This window comes from Arthrobacter crystallopoietes (assembly GCF_002849715.1).
GTDB classification, from domain to species: Bacteria; Actinomycetota; Actinomycetes; order Actinomycetales; family Micrococcaceae; genus Crystallibacter; species Crystallibacter crystallopoietes.
On the sequence record NZ_CP018865.1, the window covers coordinates 17,272 to 34,613 of the forward strand.

The window sequence follows — 17,342 nt, forward strand, 5'->3', positions numbered from 1 at the left end:
GGAGAAAAAAGTGTATGGGGTAGGGTGCCAAGGTTGACAGCCGGCCCCGCCTTGGGCGGGGAGAGGACTTCGTACGCCACGAATGTTGTGAGTTCCTCTGTTCGTCCTTTGCACGCTCCTTGGCCATCCGGCCGGGTGTGTGATGTTCCTGGGCGGACCAGCGTTTGGCCGCGTGTCCAGGTCAACTAGCGCAATGCCACCCCTGGCCCGGCAGCGTCTGCGGCCACTTCGCGCTACTCCCCCAGACACCGGACGTGCACTCTGAACAGGCGGCACCCGCGCAACCTCCAAACCACCTTTTCCGAGCAACCATGAAAAGAGTTACCCCCAATGCCGAAAAGTAAGGAACCCATGACATCGGAAACTTCCCCTGTCGAACGCCCACCCGCCTCTGCCCGCCTTGATGACGTCTCAGGCCTCCGCCGCGGGGCCCGGATCGAAGCCATCGGACCCGATCGGATCCGGTACCACGGCCGGGTGGAAAAGGTTGCTCCCGAAGCGGGGGTCCTTTGGATCAAGGAGGAACCCCTCGACACCCGCAAAATGCTGGACACCAGCGACTACAACATCCGCGTCATCTGCGCCTGAGACATCCCTCCCCGGCTCACACAGCAAACACAACGCCCCAGAATCCGGGCCTCTGACCCCGCACGACGAATCCCCCCGGGTACACGGATGTCTTCGCCAGTGAAAGGAGCCTTGACGTGAGGGTTTTATGAGTCATCGCGAACGATTGACGAACTTATGAGACGCAGATAACATCCAAACAGGGTTTCGAATTTGAACCAACATTTTCGATAAGCGAAAATAGCGAATTCGTGGCCCATAACACTTGAGGAGTTATGTATCCATGAAAATCCGACCATTACGTGTGCTTTCCGTTGCAGGAGCAATTACACTGCTGACCGCCTGTGGGGCTGAATCCGGAGCAGAGCCTGTTTCTAGCGGGAGCGGGTCGGACAAAATAACCGTCGGTGTAATTCCGATTGCCAGCAACGCGCCCATTTACTTAGGGCAGCAAGAGGGTTTTTTTGAGGAAGAGGGTCTGGAACTGGAAATCCAGAACACAGTAGGTGGAGCAGCAGCCGTGCCGGCAGTAGTATCGGGAAACTTTGATTTTGCTGACAGCAATATCGTTTCTCTTCTGGTTGCAGCAGACCAAGGCTTGGACCTAGAAATCGTAGCACCGGGTTCGGCCAGCAGCGGAGATCCGAGTAAAGACGCGACTGCCGTCATCGTGCCGGAAGAATCGCCTATTTCCACCCCGGCAGATCTATCAGGAAAAACAATTTCGGTGAATACACTGAGCAATATCGGTGACACCACAATCAGCGCCGTTGTCGAAGAAAACGGGGGCGATCCATCAACCATCGACTTCGTGGAAGTCCCATTCCCTGAAGCTGAGGCCGCCCTGGAGAGCGGCAACGTTGACGCTGCCTGGGTGGCAGAACCCTTTCTTACGTCAGCACTGAAGAGCGGCAGCCGAGCTGTCACTTATAACTATGCCGACTTCGATCCCGCTACGCCTATTGAAGCGTATTTCACAACATCCAAATTTGCAGAAGAGAATCCGGATATTGTTGCGCGTTTTACTCGGGCCATGCATAAATCGCATGAATTTGCTAGTTCGAATCCAGATGCCGTCAGGGAAATTGTCGGGACCTATACCAAGATCGATGCGGGGCTACGAGCAGAAATGACGCTGAATAAGTATCCCACGGAGTTTAGCGTAGAAATTCTGCAGAAACTCGCCGACGCCGCCTTTAAGTACGGCACTTTGCAAAACAAATTGGACGTCTCCACGCTTATTCAAGAGTGACGCCGACCCAACATGGGAGCAGGATTCCCTTCCATGCCTCTTTTCCGTTCGCCGAGACGATTTCGCTGTGTAAACACAGGAGAGTGGCCTCCAGTACGTGGACTGCGAATGAGCGGCAAATGCCACGAACATCGGCAACAGCCGGGCTAGGCCTCGCTCAAGGGACCCTCCTCGGCCTCTTGAAACCGGCGCTTCGATGATCAGCTCTTGAATGGTTCCGGTCGCGGACCAGTGGAGGTTCGTATTCGACCGCGGGCTGCTCGCAGCTACGTATTCTACAGATGCCGCGCCCCCGCGAAGTCCTGGTACTCAACGGTCATATGCGGCCCGCATGTCGGGGTGATGAAAAGATTCGCGACCCGACCTTTTTGAGTAGCTCGCTGCGTCAGGATCCGCCCGAAACCTCGGGCCCCCTCCTAATAATCGAATGCTTCTGGACATCAGGGAGAAGAATGAAAAACGCCGGGTTGCTTAGAGACGTTGGTCCATTTCAGGGAGTAAGTGTCACCGACCTCGCCGACAGCCTTCGGCGGGGCAAGGTGACCTGCGGAGAACTTACAGAGCGAGCACTTAGCGCCGCTCGCGAATTCGGTCCACGGATAAATTGTTTCGTTACATTAGATGAGAAGGGCGCAAGGCGAGCTGCAGAACAAGCCGATGAGGAGCTTTCCTCCGGTTGCGATCGTGGGCCTTTGCACGGCATTCCGGTAGGGGTCAAAGACATCATTTCCACCGCGGGCCTGACGACTGGCATGGGATCAAAGCACTTCGCGGGGCACGTCCCCAATACCGATGCCGCTGTCGTTACTTCGTTGCGCAGCGCAGGAGCAGTAATCATTGGAAAAACACATGTTCACGAGTTCGCCTACGGGCCGACTGGGGACAATGCCGTTACTGGTCCAGCCCTGAACCCGAACGACATCTCCCGAGTCACAGGCGGTTCAAGTAGTGGTTCTGCAGCTGCCGTCGCCGCGGGGCTGCTTCCGATAGCGATTGGCACCGATACTGCGGGCTCAGTACGTATTCCGGCCTCGCTCTGTGGAGTCGTTGGAATGCGGCCGACCTCAGGCACGGTTAGTCCTGAGGGCGTCTTTCCACTCTCGCGAACGCTAGACGTGGTCGGCCCGGTGGCAGGATCCGTCACAGATACCGCCCTTCTTTGGCGGGCGATGGTTTCCCGCCCAGACCATACAGGAATTACCGGTCCGTGGCTGCCACCTCGCGTTCCCGAGAGACCTGGGCAATCTCCTCATCTGCTCGTTGGCGAGGTTAAATGTGAACTAACAGAGCGCGTCTCAAATCATCAGATTGAAGCACTTCAAATAGCAGTAAGTGCTTTGGCTGACTCCGGTGCGGTGACAGCCGAGGTCCCGATTCCTGAAGTTGATGAATGTGGACGGCACCATCAAGCTATCCAGTCAGCCGAAGCCTATGCTCTCCACCAGGACCGCGTCGAGAGCGCCCCAGATCTATTCGACCCTGAGATACTCCGACAGCTACGTGCGGCTTCCGAAGTTTCTGGCTGGGAATATGTCTTGGCGCTGCAAACTCGTGATCGGCTTCGTGACCAGGTCTTAGCCAAACTGTCATCAATAGATCTCTTGGTAATGCCGACAGTTCCCATCGAGGCTCCCCTAATCGGACAGCGGGAGCTGCAAGGCGAGAATGGTTGGACGAGCACACGAGAGGCGCTCAAATCTATGACCGTACCGTGGAGTTTATTGGATTTCCCCGCAATCAGCGTTCCCGTCGTGGTAGACGGGGCACACATGCCGTGCGGAGTTCAGCTCGTGGGTAAGCCAGGTTACGAGCGACAGCTGCTGGCCGCCGCAGCCGCACTCGAGCTGCGCTTAGACGCCGGCTAGCCCCATAGATACACACGAAATGTCTACCGCCGACAAAATGTGACAACAGACTTCCACTCCCGTTGCCTGTGACGCAGCAGTGATGTGCTGCGCTCGTACCGTTGATTGCCCGGGGTTTATAGAGTCTTACCAAGTCCTTCCGCCGCCACCGTTAGTATGGGCAGCGCCTTGTCCACGAGCTCTTCGATACGGATCCGACCGGTGAACGCGCTAACGCTTATGGTCGCAACGCAAGCACCCCGTGAATCCGCAACGGGGACGGCCAGGGAGTGCATGCCCAGTTCCAACTCCTCGGCGCTGGTGGCATAGCCCAGCTCTCCAGCACGCTGGACAATGTGGGTTAGCGCGTCCACATCAGTAATTGTAGAAGGAGTTAATTGAACGGGCGGATAACGCTGAAAAAAACTCCTGATCTCTTCTTCTTCCAGTGCAGATAGCAGCGCACGTCCAGTTGCGGAAGCATGGGCAGGTAGACGCACACCAACAGCGATATCTGTGGACACGATTTGTGAGGCGCCTGCCCGTGCCACGAAAAGGCACTGCCCCTCATCCCAAACTGCAAGGGAGACCGCCTCATCAAGTACATCCCGCGCTTGGTCAAGATACGTCTGAGCGTGCAATGCCAACGGCGACGTGCCCAGATACGCTCTGCCCAGGCGAACCATTCGGGGAGTGGGTTGGAAGTATTTTCCATCGTGGGAGACGTAACCGGCATCCAAAAGGGTCAGCAGACAACGCCGGGCCGCTGCCGGAGACACGCCTGCGAACTCGGCAGCCTGGGAAATTGTCATCCTGGGCCGGGACTTGTCGAAACCCTCCAGAATTGCAAGCCCTTTGGCCAGCCCCGCCATAGCCTCGTTCGGCTTTCCATCGTAGTTGTCCCCTGCACCTCTTGACACTTTGATCCTCCACGCATAGATTATTTCGAGATACGATATCTGTTTTCGATTACCGAAATATTCTATCAGATGGACCATCATCTAGCAGAGGTGGAAGATGAGCACTGAAGCATTGCCTCAAGAACTCCCCGCTTGGGAGGACACGCTGACGCGGGTTCCTTATTGGATCTTCCAAAGAACCGATGTCTACGACCTCGAACAGGAAAAGATCTTCCGCGGCCCGAACTGGAACTATCTGTGCCTGGAGTCTGAACTGTCCACGCCAGGCAGCTACTGCTCGACGTTTGTTGGCAACACCCCCGTCATCGTTACCCGAGACCGGGACGGGGAGCTTTACGCCTTCGAAAACCGATGCGCACACCGTGGGGCCCTTCTTGCCCTTGACAAGCGTGGTGAGGCAAAAGACTTCACCTGCGTTTACCACGCTTGGACGTACAACCTGCAGGGCGACCTGACTGGCGTTGCGTTCAAGGACGGAGTCCGGGGAGAGGGCGGAATGCCCGCGAATTTCTGCCTGGAAGCCCACGGACCTCGTAAGCTTCGAATCGAAACTATCGCCGGCCTGGTGTTTGGAACGTTTTCCGAAGACACACCCGACCTGGAAGATTACCTCGGCGATGAAGTTGCGGGCAGAATAAAGCGGGTTTTGAACGACAGGAATCCGGTTATCCTGGGTCGCTTTACGCAGGCAATCCCCAACAACTGGAAGCTCTACATGGAGAATGTCAAGGACTCCTACCACGCCTCGATTCTTCACCTCTTCTTCACAACTTTTGAGCTCAACAGGTTGTCCCAGCGCGGGGGAATCATCGTGTCTGAAGATGGCGGATGCCATGTGAGCTACTCCGAGATTGACCGCTCCTCGAGTGCGGACACGATCTATGCGGATCAGCAAATCAGATCGGACAGTGAATACCGGTTGGCCGATGAGACGATCCTGGAGGGTTTCAAGGAATTCGATGACGACATAACCCTTCAGATCCTGTCCGTCTACCCAGGTTTCGTCCTCCAGCAGATCCAGAATTCGATCGCTGTTCGCCAAGTGCTACCAGTCAGTGTCGAGAGGACGAATTTGAACTGGACATATCTCGGTTTCGATTCTGATACGGCGGCACAGCGGAAAATCAGAATGAAGCAGTCCAATCTTGTAGGGCCGGGCGGTTACGTCTCCATGGAAGACGGTTGCGTCGGCGGCTTCGTGCAGCGGGGAATCGCGGGTGCTCCGGATCAGTCTGCCGTTGTCGAGATGGGTGGCTCCGGCACTAGCTCAAGTGACGTCCGCATTACCGAAGCCTCAATCAGGGCCTTCTGGATGAAATATAGAAACCAGATGGGTCTCGACGACTGGGAAAAGAGCGAGGAAAACTGAAATGATCGCGTCCATCAGCGATGTCGACAAAGACAAGATATTCGGAATCATGCAGTTACAGGCGAGCTACGCTAACTGCATCGACGAGGATAGGCTCGAAGAGTGGCCCGCGTACTTCTTGGAGAAGTGCAACTATATGGTAACTAACGCGGAAAATTATGCCGCCCATATGGAGGCAGGGGTCATCTGGGCAGACTCACGCGCTATGTTAGCCGACAGGGTTTCAGCCTTGCGCGAAGCTAATATCTATGAGAGCCACTCGTATCGGCACATCTTGGGAATTCCGCAGGTTAGGCGTCTTTCGGAATCCGGCGGTATTCACACGGAGACTCCGTTCACAGTTATTCGCGTAACAAATGGAGCTCAGACGGAGCTTTTTGCGACGGGAAAGTATGTTGATCTGATCGAGTACGCCGATGAACAGCCGATGTTTGCTCAGCGGCTTGTCGTGTGTGATAGCAATACGATTGACACGCTAATCGCCTTCCCGATATGAGCCGAGCAAGGACTCTGCTGCCTATCGGGGATCCGAATGGGATAGGGCCGGAACTGGCGGTGAGAGCCGCCGCTGAAATGCAGGCACAAGGTTCAGAGCCTCCCGTGGTGGTTGGTGACCCTTTCGTGGTGGCCTATTACGCCTCCCGTTTCGGCTTGTCGGTCAGGGAAACAATCGGGACAGCGGAACCGATCATGAACACTATCGATCTCCTGCCCGTTGACTCGATGCCGCCGGCTGAGTTCAAGCCGGGAAGGGTTTGCGCAGCCGCGGGACGGGCTACCGTCGAATACGTGAAGATTGCGGTTAAGTCGCTGAGACACGGTTTCGGCTCAGCGATCGTCGCTGCGCCCCATTCCGAAACGGCAATTAATTCCGCCGGCATCGTCTTCTCAGGCTATCCCTCACTGCTGAGCGCATCATCCGGGGACCATTTGCCGGTGTTCCTGATGTTGATAATTGACGACCTGAGGATCACGCATGTAACGCTGCACTGCAGCGTCTCCGAGGCGTTACAACTTCTCAATCCGAGGTCAGTAGAAGTGGCTATTCGAGCGACAGACGCTACTTTGAAGAAGCTAGGAATCGAAAGGCCCAGAATAGGGGTCTTCGGAATTAATCCACATGCCGGTGAGGGCGGACTGTTCGGAGACGAAGATGCACGCATCGTCGCGCCGGTCGTCGAGAAGCTGGCACAGGAAGGCCTGGCTGTAGTGGGGCCCACCGGCTGTGACGTTTTACTGGCCGACAGGGCATCATATGACGGCTTCGTGGCGATGTTTCACGATCAGGGACACGGACCGATCAAGCTTCTGGGAGGTCGAGAATCGAGCGCCCTGTGTATCGGCCAGGAGATCGTGTTTTCCAGTGTGGGGCACGGTGCAGCCTTCGATATCGCCGGACAGGGAATCGCTGACATCGCACCAATCGTAAAAGCACTCAAGCTTGTGGCATCCATAAATTGAGTGGGGAAGAAGGACGATCATGACCAGGGCCGTGCATATTGATGCTACTGACATAGTTATTGACAGTGAAGAGAGTGACACGATTCTTGAGGCCGCTGAAAAAAGCGGGTACTCGATCCCCTACTCCTGTCGTAAAGGCGTTTGCTCGACCTGCCTGGGAACTCTGATCAAAGGTGAGGTCCAAGACCGGTCAATCAACATCAAAGCTCCAGCCGACTCGGTCTACTTCTGTCAGGCGAAACCTCTGACTGATGTCACTGTTCGACCAACGGACTGGACTAAGTACGACCCGACATCCAGGAAAAAGCTGGACGCGAAAATAAAGAAGATCAACTGGCTAAGCAACGACATCGCCGAACTCGTGTTGCGATTTCCCATCGGCGTAAGGGCGATTTTCAATGCTGGCCAATACCTGAACATCGTTTTTGACGGACAAACGCGAAGCTACTCAATGGCAAATCCCCCTCATAAAAACGCTGAAGCAGTACTTCACGTACGTAAGTATGAAGGAGGACTCTTCTCAGATGCTTTCCTGGCAAACGCCTCTCCAAATGAAAAAATCCTGGTTGAGGTGCCGTTCGGCGACGTACAACTGACCTTGGACTCCCCCGAGCCTTTGATCATGCTGGCTACCGGGACCGGATTCGCTCCTGTGAAGTCAATTATGGAGAATCTCATCCACCTGAACATTAAACGACCGGTCCATTTCTTCTGGGGCGGCCGACATGAGCCTGATCTATATATGTCTGATCTAGTGAAGTCGTGGAACGAGAAACTCGACTGGTTCACTTATACGCCCGTACTCTCCCAACCCCCAGAAAGCTGGGCAGGAGAGACAGGTTGGGTTCAGTCTGCCGCCCTAAAGCACCTCAAAGGCCACAATAAATGCTCCGTATACGCGTGCGGCAGTAACAAGATGGTGTCCGATGCGCGCGACTTATTCGTCGATGCTGGCCTGGACATTGGTGATTTCCACTGCGATGCTTTCGTCCCCGCATGAGCCGTACCTCCTGGCGGTGTGGATCGGCACCTGACTGGTATTACTGAGCTGGCCAGGCCCGCAGCCCCCATCCATGACCTAGGGCTGGACCAGCCACGCGGTGAGTTGAATGAATGCCAGAACTGAACAGCTCGTTTTTCCCATTGATACGCGCTGAAGCAATTGAACAGCTCGGTCAGATGCCAGGTGAAAATATTCTCGAATCTCAAAGGAGCAGCCAAAAATGAACGGCTATCACGGTGCCACAGACGCGCACGTGGCAAGTTTCCGACTTTCCGTTTCGCCCACCTGCGCCGGCGCTCTTCCTGGTCCTAGGAAATCTTCGGCACTAGTCCCGAAAAGGCACGGCAGAATAACGCAACGCCATTCAGTCTGCAGCCGGCGTAAGACGACAAAAGTACGCATTTCGCCGAGCAATTACTCGAGTCAAAGCCTAAGCCTGGATGAGCTGCTGCCATGACACAAGGGGCCGTAACAACCAATAGTGCTGCGCCTATCCCGCGGGGGAGAAAGCAGCCGGCGAGGAAGCTGCCGGTGAAGCAGTTGCTCGGGCTGGCGGGCATTGTTGGGTTCCTGCTGCTGTGGGAACTGATCCCACGCGTCGGCCTGGTTGAGCCGCGGTTCCTGCCGCCGGCCAGTGAGGTCATCGCGGCGCTGATCACCGATTTCGGTTTGGCGGCATTCTGGGTCGCGGTCGGCGAAACCATGCTGGCCTGGGCGATCGGCCTGGTGATGGCGATCGTGCTGGCCGTGGTGCTGGGCTTCATCATCGGTTCGTCGATGTTCCTGCGGAAGTTCACCAACTCGACCGTGGAGTTCCTCCGCCCGATCCCTTCAGTGGCGCTGATCCCGCTGGCCGTGCTGCTGTTCGGCGTGAAGATCGAATCAACCCTGATGCTGGTGGTCTACGCGTCGTTCTGGCAGGTCTTCATCCAGGTGCTCTACGGGGTCGCCGACGTGGACAACGTCGCGATGCAGACCGCCAAGTCCTACGGCCTGGGCACCATGGCCCGGGTCCGCCACGTGGTGTTCCCGACTGCGCTGCCCTACCTGATGACCGGCATCCGCCTTGCCGCCTCCGTAGCGCTGATCCTGGCGATCACCGCCGAACTGGTCATCGGTTCGCCGGGACTGGGCCGCGAGATCGCCTTGGCCCAGGCCGGCGGCGCGATCTCTGGTATGTACGCGCTGGTACTCGCGACCGGCCTGATCGGCGTCGTCATTAATCTGGTCATGCGTTTCATTGAGCGCAAGACCCTGTCCTGGCATTCCTCGATCCGTTCGGAGGTGATCGTATGAGGTTCTTGAAGACTCTCGGATACGTGCTGGCACTGCCTCTGATCCTGGTTGCAATCTGGTGGGCCTCGACGCTGGGGGAGACGAATTTCTTCGTGCCGACCCCGGCCCTGCTGGCCGAGGCGTTCGCCGAGACATGGTTCGGGGAGCGGATCGTCTCTGACGTGCTGCCCAGTATCGGGCGGCTGGTCGTCGGGGTTGTCTCGGCGATCATCATCGGCATTGTCGCGGGCCTGCTGATCGGTTCGATCAAGTGGCTTCGGGACCTGACGGAGCCGGTGCTCGAATTCTTCCGCGCCATTCCGCCGCCGGTCCTGGTCCCGGTGCTAATGCTGCTGATGGGCATCACGGACGGTATGAAGGTCGCGGTGATCATTTCCGGCTGCGTGTGGCCGGTGCTGCTGAACACCATCGAAGGTGTCCGCGCCATCGACGGCGTGCTCTCCGACTCGGCGCACACCTACGGCATCCACGGCTGGGCACGGATCAAGTACCTGGTGCTTCCCTCGGCCGGGCCGCAGATCATGGCCGGTATCCGCCAGTGCCTGTCCATCGGCTTGATCCTGATGGTCATTTCCGAAATGTTCGCCTCGTCCTCGGGCCTCGGCTTCACGATCGTGCAGTTCCAGCGGTCCTTCGCGATTCCGCAAATGTGGTCCGGCATTGTGGTCCTGGGCCTGATCGGCGTCGCCTTGTCATTCATCTTCCAGTGGACCGAGCGGCGTGTGCTGCGCTGGTACCACGGCCTGCGAGAGGTAGAAAATGCAGTCTGAAACAACACCCGGAACCACGCCCGCCCCGGCAGGCAAGACTTTGCCCGGGAACGAGGCCATGCTCTCGGTCCGCAACCTGAAGAAGGTTTACAAGACCGACGGCGGCGATATCGAGGCCGTGCGGAACCTGACTTTCGACCTGAAGGCCGGCGAGCTGGCCTGCCTGGTCGGCCCGTCCGGCTCCGGCAAGACAACCCTGCTCAAGTGCATCTCCGGGCTGATGGCACCGACCGAGGGCGAAGTGCTGCTGAACGGCACACGCGTCTCCGGGCCGCCGAAGAAGATGGCCGTCGTGTTCCAGGAATACGGCCGCTCCCTCTTTCCTTGGATGCGGGTGCGCGAAAACGTCGAGCTGCCGCTGAAGAACCAGGGCGTGCCGCGGGCCGAGCGGGACAAGCTCGTCGATGACGCGCTGGAGGCCGTCGGGCTGTCCCACGTGCCGCAGTCCTACCCCTGGCAGCTCTCCGGTGGCATGCAGCAGCGCGTGGCGATCGCCCGCGCCGTGGCGTACCAGCCCGAAGTGCTGCTCATGGACGAACCGTTCGCCGCCGTGGACGCGCAGACCCGGGCGGACCTGGAAGACCTGATCCGCACCGTCTGGCGCAAACTCGGCGTCACCGTCCTGTTCGTCACCCACGACATCGACGAGTCCGTCTACCTCGGCGAACGCGTGATCATCCTCTCCAGCTCGCCGACGGTCATCCAGGAAGACCTGGCCATTGATCTGCCGGACGAGCGCGACCAGCTCAACACCCGTTCGCTGCCGCGCTTCACCGAACTGCGGCACCACGTCTACGAACAAATCCAACTCGCCAAGCAGGGCCACCGCCCCGCCGCCGCCGTCCGGACCGGTACCGGAGTGGCCGTCTCATAGAGCAACGCACAACCAAAGCGTCCAGCACCCGCGTGGTCTGGCACCGTGCGTCGCGGGGAGCCTAGAGATTTAGGACAGTGGGACCTCATAAAATTGGAGGGACTACTGAAATGGAACGTGCAGAATGTCTGCATCAAAGGACGGTTCATCCAGGAATAATTCAAGGACGATCTGTCGCACAGAGCTGCGAATGCTGCTTTGGACTTGATCCGGTCGGTGTTCTCACCGGCTGTGGCAAGGAGTTGGGCAGCGGTGACGGGACCGACGGCTTTGGCAGGCACGAGCTCTGGTGCGACTTCGTCGACGACGGTGATCAGACGTTCGTCGGCGTCAGCAATCTTCTCCGCCAGGAACTGGACACGTGCAGCCAACCCTTGTTTCTGTCCGAGTTCGCTGATGACAGCGACGTGGTGCGTGTCGGCGTGGGTATCGATGCGACATCCACTTTCCAGCCGGTTATTGTCATAATAATCTGCCCTTTCAGTTCCTGGCGGGACTATGGATCAGCACGGGTCCCCTACAGTGTCAAGCTGGAACGGTACCAAGGGGTCACAGCAAGTCCGCTTGATCGCGTGGGGCGAGGGTCAGGAATCCAATAATCATGTCCAGTCCATTTTTGAGCGCCGTACGCGAAGATAATCCTATGAGCAGTACCGGACCGCGTGCTGGTGGGCCGACTCCCCCGGAGGTCGTGTCACCCCGTCGCAGAAGCTTGAGGTTTGGCGGCTCTCCGCGTTTCGTGGTGAATTCCACTGCTGCGATGCACGATCAGGCCGCCGTTCTGGCGGCGCATATGAGCATAATACGCGCGGTGTAATTGGCGCTATTTACGAACCCGCGGCCGGTTCTTTTGATTTGTTTGATCGCCGTATTGTTGGCTTCTACTTTGCTCGTTGTTGCGCCGGTGACGATGAGGACTTCGATCTCCTGCCACCAGCGGCAGACGGTGCGCCAGAGCCGGTTGGTTTCCGGCTGTCCGGCGCGTTCCACCAGGCGCTGGCGCGTGTCCTTGGCAGCGGCGGCGGCGGCCAGTGAACCTGTCCGTAGCAGTGCGCGCAGCTGTTCCTTCACGTCCCAGGCTGCTTTCAGCTTTCCGGTGGGATCATCGACGTCGAAGACTGTCTGCAGACGGTTCCGTGCACGGTCCGAAAGGCTCTCGGAGGCGCGGAGCAGCAGCAGCCGGTTGGCCCAGACCGGGTCGCCGGAACGGCCGCGCCGGCCCTTGGTTTCCTGGGGAAGCCGCTGGCGGACTTCGGTCAGCATGTTGTTCCCGAGAAGGACCATATGGAACGCGTCGACCGAGACCGCGGCGCGGGGCAGCCACATCCGCAGAGCCTTGCGGAACGCCGCTGACGGGTCGATGGCCACGACCTCCACGCCGAGCCGCCAGTCCAGCGGGCGGCGAAGAGCCGTCGCCGACGCCCCTGCTGTCCCGACCGTCGACGACGCCGAGAACCTGCCCGCTGTCCAGATCCACGATCGTCGTCATCCACGGTTCGTAGCGCTTCCAAGCATTGGTCTCAGGGTCCCTGAAGTAGCGCACGGACCGGAAGCGGTGTTCATCGATTCCCAGTCTCTTCGGCTGCAGGTTGTTCACATCCGGCAGTTCGGTCATGGAATTGTTCAGGGCGCGCTGGACCAGCCACCACGAGACTCCGAACGCCGCCGCTGTTTCGGTGGCGGCCCGTGCCGAGCCGATCACGGCGGAGACCAGCGCGTCCTGCAGCCGGCGGGTCGAGCGTGCCCGGCGCGGGACCTCCGCGGTCGACTCAACGAAGGTCTGCCGCGAGCATTCGGGCTCGTCGCAGAAGAATCGGCGCTTGGACCAGATCACTTCTACCGGGCCGGCGATGGGAATATCGCGGATCCGCTGCTTGCGCCGGGGGTGGCGCCGCGTGGCGATCACCCCGCAGGACGGGCATCCGGATTCGAAGGTGTCCCAGGTATAAACCTCGCCTTGTTCGTCGCCATCAGTTCCGGAACCGCCGGGGTGGATGCGTGGCCAGCCGCCGGCGTTCCTTGATCTGCTGGTTCCCTTCCAGCACCCGGTAAAAGGTCGACAGCGATCCCAGATAGATCCCCCGGTCCAGCAGCTTCGTATAGACCTGCATGGATGCAAGATCCACGAACTCCGGTGCGTTCAACGTCGAGAGGATCTCGACCCGCTCGGCGGGGCTGTGGGTTGCCGAGCGTTCCCGGGCAACGTCGGCAGCATGGCCGTAGTGGACATTGGCGGGAGTGTGAAAGCCGATCCCGGAGTGATGGTTGTACCAGTCCACGAAGCTGCTGATGAATGTCCTGGCCCGCGTGAAGCGAGGCGAACCGTTCCGGGAACTCCGTATGAAGTCATGTCCGTTCGGCTGAGATACCTTCATGAGGTGACGGAGCCGGTAGACAGATCTCAGGAGAGACACTATGGAGGGGGCAGTCCGTTCAAGGGGTCACACCGGTGATCCCGTCCTACCATCAACGTTCCGTTCAGGTGATTTCGAGAGAGTCATTCCGTCCTCCTTCCGGGAGGAAAAGCGCCATCGGTGGCACTTCCGGGCCGGCGGATTCGGATCCGCTCCACTCCGCACCTACGATGGATACGAGCTTTGGCTGGCTGTGGTTGACTACCAGTTGGTACACGTCGGGGCGGTTGTAATGCCCCGCAAAGTCGTGGAGAAGTCGTGCGCGGATGCAGGCGTCAAAGTCAGCATCCGCATAAAGAATGCCTTCCTCGTTGCCGGGCAGTGGCCCGGCAATGATCTGGCCTGCCGGGTTAATAATGCAGCTACCGCCGGTCTTGGTTGGATCGCGCATGAAGGCTTCATCGGCCTCGGTGGCTGCGAGATCGGCTATCATGGCCTCCGAGTTGACGGTGCAGGCACTGATGACAAATGTGCCGCAAGAGTATGCGATGTTCCTACTGGCAAGCAGACTGTTCTCCGGCATGCCTGCTGAACGAGGGGAGAAATTGTTCGGCCAGCTGGCCACGTGCACCTTGGGATAGGCCGAGGCAACCATGGCCACGGCGAGTGGATTGGAGTTTTCTCCGCATATTAGGGCGCTGATAACGCCTAGTTCGGAATCGAAAGTCCGCTGTGTCTCCGCCAGTCCTGAGGCGTGGACAAGCCGTTCACTGGCCGTTGCCACCAATTTCTGGTGTTTACCTGCTACTTCCCCTGCAGAGTCAATGAAGAGCTGTGTGTTGTACAGCGTCCCGGTAGTGTCGGGAATCCGCTCGGTCAGGCCCATGATCACGTTAATGCGCGCCCGGCGCGCGGCCTGTGAGAGTGCGTCGATGGTCCCACCGGAGATCTCCACGGATTCACGGAATAGCTTGACCGCCATGCTCACGCTCTTTTCCGAGCTGGCGGGGTGGAAGTAGTACCAGGAAGGATGACCGGGGATAAAGTTCTCGGGAAAGCCGATCACGTCCGCCCCCGCGGCGCCAGCTTCAGCGATGAAGTCGCACGCTTTTTGAACCGTAGCGTCCCTGTTTAGCCATACGGGTGAAGCCTGAACTGCTGCCAACTTGGCAGTCTGTTGTTTCATGTAAGCATTCCTCTCATGAGCCGTCTGGCTTGTCAGGGCAGGAGTTCGTCCAGGTCTGGCGCTTGGGTCAGCGTGCCGTACTTGAGAGCAGCCTCGCCGAGCTTCTGCATGGAGTCCCGATCAAAAGTCGTCGGGAAGCTGTTGAGGATCATTTCTTCGCGCAGTTCCGCGTCGATGGCGGTGTAGGTGCCGACGATGTCACGTACTTCCTCGGGGTTGGCTTCGGCGTATTCCATCGACTTGTTAATCGCGCTCTGGAACTTTTCTACTAGTTCCGGTTCATTTCTGATCATGTCCCCTGTTGCAAAGTAACCATCTATGGCCAGATTCGGGTCGAAGTCCACGAAATTGTAGGACACCACCCTGGCACCGTTTTTTACTGCCTTGGTCAGGAACGGTTCAACAACCCAAGCGGCATCTACCTGCTTGTTGGAGATTGCAGCTTCAGCATCCGGGAAGGCCACCTCGACGAATTTGATGGCGGTTTGGTCCCCGCCGTCTTCTTCCACGAGGTGGCGGATGGTCGTGTCGCCTATATTGGCCAGGGTATTCACAGCTACGGTTTTGCCGGCCAGATCTGCGGCAGACTGAATGGGTGAATCCGATGGCACAACAACTCCGCTGGTGTCTGTGCCGCTGATCTTAGTTGGTGCCCCGTCCGCAGTTACGAACTTGATGTCAAGTCCTTTTTCTCGGGCGATCATCAGGGAGATGGGATTGCTGTCGGCGAAATGATAACTGCCACTGACCACTGCCGGGATGGCGGCTGCTCCACCAACACTGGTCTGGATATTCAGATCTATGCCCACTTCGTCAAAGAAGCCTTTTTCCTTCCCGAGGAAGATGGGGGCGTTAATGGCGATCGGTGTCACGCCGACCGATACCTTCTGGGTAGCTTCACCCGTTCCGGCAGCATCAGCTGTCGGATCAGCCGTGCCGCATGCGGTGACGGTTAGGGCGATAATCGACAAGGTCGCGAGACCCGGCAGGATGTGTTTGTTCATCATCACTCACTTTCTATGAAAGTTTTTGAAAGCCCAGACGTTGAGAGTTCAGTCTTGGACTAGGGGATCACGCCTCGGGACCACATCTCAGCGGGTATGCTGCCGCCAAGCGCGAATGCAGCGCTGTAGAAGCTTTCCTAGGGTAAGCCAGCCGGGCGAAGGCAGTTCGTCAAAATAGAAGTCCGCGCCCCCTGCCCCCAACACAGATACTTTGGGCGATCCAGCCCTTTGCGGATCTAGTCCTGGGCCATTGCTGATCGGGGCGATGCCGCTCCTGTAGCCAGCAGTATGGCGGCCACGCGGGATTTGGCGTTGACGGCAACTTTGCCATAAGGCCATAAGGCCATAAGGGAGTTTAGCCCCGAGCTCGCGCCCTGAAGCGCCCAGGCAGGACGTGTATGGAGGACCTACCACAGGGGTGAAGCTGGGACTCCGTCATTCTTGTGCGGTGTGTTGGCAATCGAGTAATTCCGGGGGGAGTCGAAGTCGTCGAAATGGACGCGCAAATACTGGCCTGTCGTGAACATGGCACGGGTGCCGCTCGGGGAAAGGCAGCTGTACGACGGCGGCATCACTGGTAGGCCATATGAACGTACGTACTGCGCTGCTTGTCAAGGTTTACCTCCTTCAGATCGTACGGAACGATCCCGATGGTAGATGGAAGTTGAATAAACCAACTAGAGATTTCGCTAAACGAAATTCGTTATGCTTTTACGAAAATTAAAGCCGCAGGCCCGTTCCCTGTCAAGAGTCTGGAGAAAAGGGAATCGGTTTCGGCAACGTGGAACGAAAGCTGCATTGGGATAATTGAGAGCTTGGCGTCACTTAGCCTCCACGTGTCATTCCTCATGTGGTGCGTCAACGGTTATTTTCGGGTACAGTTATTTTTCATCGAAAATCGAACTTTGCACCGCGCGATGGCGATGAGATATTAACCCCTTACCGGCATAACAACTGCGACCGTGGGTAGGTGACAAAAAGAAGACCTCCGGGTGATCTAGAGCTTGTCCAGAGTCCCAACCCGCACCTAGTCTTCAAGTCCCATCCGGATGCCGTCCTCGCGCCCCAAAGGCCGTCTGCTGCTGGCTAAATGAACCGGGGCCAAAGTTCGCCGAACTGCTGGAAGAACCGTTGCTGCGCGATCACACCGCCGCCCAGTACAAAGCGGTGCTGGAAGCAATCGAATTATGAAAGAGCGACCTCAACAGCTACGCCAGAACGCGTAATGAACAGCAGTTCCGGAACGAGCTGCGCGCATGCAGGGACTTCTTTAAACGAATCGAACGGTCACCGCTCACAGAAGAACAGGCCCGCGCCGTTGTCTGTCTACAGCTGGGGGTCAATCCGGGTTATCCACGGCTGAAGATTTTTGGGAGCCGTTGGGGTGGCTCCCCGCCAACGGTAGCGGTGGGTAACCCATGAGGATTGTCCCCGGTTGTGGG

14 protein-coding genes and 1 pseudogene are annotated in these 17,342 nt (G+C 57.9%); 10 read left to right on the plus strand and 5 right to left on the minus strand.

The window, feature by feature from the left end; all coding sequences use genetic code 11:
• Positions 1–351: 351 nt before the first annotated feature.
• The 3 genes from AC20117_RS22090 to AC20117_RS22100 all read left to right on the plus strand — a co-directional run bounded on the left by AC20117_RS22090 (position 352) and on the right by AC20117_RS22100 (position 3,684).
• Positions 352–588 (plus strand): hypothetical protein, encoded by a 237-nt coding sequence (locus AC20117_RS22090; RefSeq protein ID WP_074703555.1) that lies wholly within the window; start codon positions 352–354, stop codon positions 586–588.
• A gap of 262 nt (positions 589–850) precedes the next feature.
• On the plus strand, positions 851–1,819 hold the full coding sequence (locus AC20117_RS22095; protein WP_074703556.1) for an ABC transporter substrate-binding protein: 969 nt from the start codon (positions 851–853) through the stop codon (positions 1,817–1,819).
• 452 nt (positions 1,820–2,271) lie between these two features.
• Positions 2,272–3,684: an amidase gene (locus AC20117_RS22100; RefSeq protein ID WP_074703557.1), complete on the plus strand. Its 1,413-nt coding sequence runs from the start codon at positions 2,272–2,274 to the stop codon at positions 3,682–3,684.
• Between the two features lie 116 nt (positions 3,685–3,800).
• On the opposite strand, the gene AC20117_RS22105 is transcribed toward AC20117_RS22100, so the two are convergent.
• Positions 3,801–4,664 carry an IclR family transcriptional regulator domain-containing protein gene (locus AC20117_RS22105; RefSeq protein ID WP_236777675.1) on the minus strand — a complete coding sequence of 288 codons (864 nt, stop codon included), beginning with the start codon at positions 4,662–4,664 and terminating at the stop codon, positions 3,801–3,803.
• Between the two features lie 16 nt (positions 4,665–4,680).
• Between AC20117_RS22105 and AC20117_RS22110 the strand changes: the two genes are divergently transcribed.
• The 7 genes from AC20117_RS22110 (at position 4,681) to AC20117_RS22140 (ending at position 11,356) form a co-directional block, all read left to right on the plus strand.
• Positions 4,681–5,952 carry an aromatic ring-hydroxylating dioxygenase subunit alpha gene (locus AC20117_RS22110; protein ID WP_074703559.1) on the plus strand — a complete coding sequence of 424 codons (1,272 nt, stop codon included), beginning with the start codon at positions 4,681–4,683 and terminating at the stop codon, positions 5,950–5,952.
• Position 5,953: 1 nt separating this feature from the next.
• Positions 5,954–6,448 carry an aromatic-ring-hydroxylating dioxygenase subunit beta gene (locus AC20117_RS22115; protein ID WP_074703560.1) on the plus strand — a complete coding sequence of 165 codons (495 nt, stop codon included), beginning with the start codon at positions 5,954–5,956 and terminating at the stop codon, positions 6,446–6,448.
• Positions 6,445–7,413, plus strand: a complete 969-nt coding sequence (locus AC20117_RS22120) for a PdxA family dehydrogenase (protein ID WP_074703561.1) — start codon at positions 6,445–6,447, stop codon at positions 7,411–7,413. Before AC20117_RS22115 ends, AC20117_RS22120 begins: the two co-directional genes overlap by 4 nt.
• 19 nt (positions 7,414–7,432) lie before the next feature.
• On the plus strand, positions 7,433–8,413 hold the full coding sequence (locus tag AC20117_RS22125) for a 2Fe-2S iron-sulfur cluster-binding protein (protein WP_074703562.1): 981 nt from the start codon (positions 7,433–7,435) through the stop codon (positions 8,411–8,413).
• A gap of 456 nt (positions 8,414–8,869) precedes the next feature.
• Positions 8,870–9,712 (plus strand): ABC transporter permease, encoded by an 843-nt coding sequence (locus AC20117_RS22130; protein ID WP_074703563.1) that lies wholly within the window; start codon positions 8,870–8,872, stop codon positions 9,710–9,712.
• A complete protein-coding gene (locus tag AC20117_RS22135; RefSeq protein ID WP_074703564.1) occupies positions 9,709–10,482 on the plus strand; it encodes an ABC transporter permease in 774 nt (257 codons plus the stop codon). Before AC20117_RS22130 ends, AC20117_RS22135 begins: the two co-directional genes overlap by 4 nt.
• Complete coding sequence (locus tag AC20117_RS22140) at positions 10,472–11,356, plus strand: ABC transporter ATP-binding protein (RefSeq protein ID WP_074703565.1); 885 nt, start codon at positions 10,472–10,474, stop codon at positions 11,354–11,356. Before AC20117_RS22135 ends, AC20117_RS22140 begins: the two co-directional genes overlap by 11 nt.
• A gap of 768 nt (positions 11,357–12,124) precedes the next feature.
• Here AC20117_RS22140 and AC20117_RS24425 read toward each other — a convergent pair.
• From AC20117_RS24425 to AC20117_RS22165, 4 genes and pseudogenes are all read right to left on the minus strand, one after another.
• Positions 12,125–13,292: pseudogene (locus AC20117_RS24425) on the minus strand (ISL3 family transposase); the annotation flags it as partial.
• A 34-nt stretch (positions 13,293–13,326) separates the two neighbouring features.
• On the minus strand, positions 13,327–13,731 hold the full coding sequence (locus AC20117_RS24400; RefSeq protein WP_418202266.1) for a hypothetical protein: 405 nt from the start codon (positions 13,729–13,731) through the stop codon (positions 13,327–13,329).
• Positions 13,732–13,834: 103 nt separating this feature from the next.
• Positions 13,835–14,896: a carbon-nitrogen hydrolase family protein gene (locus AC20117_RS22160; RefSeq protein WP_074703568.1), complete on the minus strand. Its 1,062-nt coding sequence runs from the start codon at positions 14,894–14,896 to the stop codon at positions 13,835–13,837.
• Between the two features lie 32 nt (positions 14,897–14,928).
• A complete protein-coding gene (locus tag AC20117_RS22165) occupies positions 14,929–15,903 on the minus strand; it encodes an ABC transporter substrate-binding protein (protein ID WP_335644997.1) in 975 nt (324 codons plus the stop codon).
• Between the last annotated feature and the right edge of the window lie 1,439 nt (positions 15,904–17,342).

Coding starts and splice junctions, on each gene's coding strand:
- AC20117_RS22130 (WP_074703563.1), top strand. CDS start 8,870: ATGACACAAGGGGCCGTAACAACCAATAGTGCTGCGCCTATCCCGCGG.
- AC20117_RS24400 (WP_418202266.1), bottom strand. CDS start 13,731: ATGAAGGTATCTCAGCCGAACGGACATGACTTCATACGGAGTTCCCGG.
- AC20117_RS22115 (WP_074703560.1), top strand. CDS start 5,954: ATGATCGCGTCCATCAGCGATGTCGACAAAGACAAGATATTCGGAATC.
- AC20117_RS22135 (WP_074703564.1), top strand. CDS start 9,709: ATGAGGTTCTTGAAGACTCTCGGATACGTGCTGGCACTGCCTCTGATC.
- AC20117_RS22095 (WP_074703556.1), top strand. CDS start 851: ATGAAAATCCGACCATTACGTGTGCTTTCCGTTGCAGGAGCAATTACA.
- AC20117_RS22165 (WP_335644997.1), bottom strand. CDS start 15,903: ATGATGAACAAACACATCCTGCCGGGTCTCGCGACCTTGTCGATTATC.
- AC20117_RS22105 (WP_236777675.1), bottom strand. CDS start 4,664: ATGATGGTCCATCTGATAGAATATTTCGGTAATCGAAAACAGATATCG.
- AC20117_RS22110 (WP_074703559.1), top strand. CDS start 4,681: ATGAGCACTGAAGCATTGCCTCAAGAACTCCCCGCTTGGGAGGACACG.
- AC20117_RS22140 (WP_074703565.1), top strand. CDS start 10,472: ATGCAGTCTGAAACAACACCCGGAACCACGCCCGCCCCGGCAGGCAAG.
- AC20117_RS22090 (WP_074703555.1), top strand. CDS start 352: ATGACATCGGAAACTTCCCCTGTCGAACGCCCACCCGCCTCTGCCCGC.
- AC20117_RS22160 (WP_074703568.1), bottom strand. CDS start 14,896: ATGAAACAACAGACTGCCAAGTTGGCAGCAGTTCAGGCTTCACCCGTA.
- AC20117_RS22100 (WP_074703557.1), top strand. CDS start 2,272: ATGAAAAACGCCGGGTTGCTTAGAGACGTTGGTCCATTTCAGGGAGTA.
- AC20117_RS22125 (WP_074703562.1), top strand. CDS start 7,433: ATGACCAGGGCCGTGCATATTGATGCTACTGACATAGTTATTGACAGT.
- AC20117_RS22120 (WP_074703561.1), top strand. CDS start 6,445: ATGAGCCGAGCAAGGACTCTGCTGCCTATCGGGGATCCGAATGGGATA.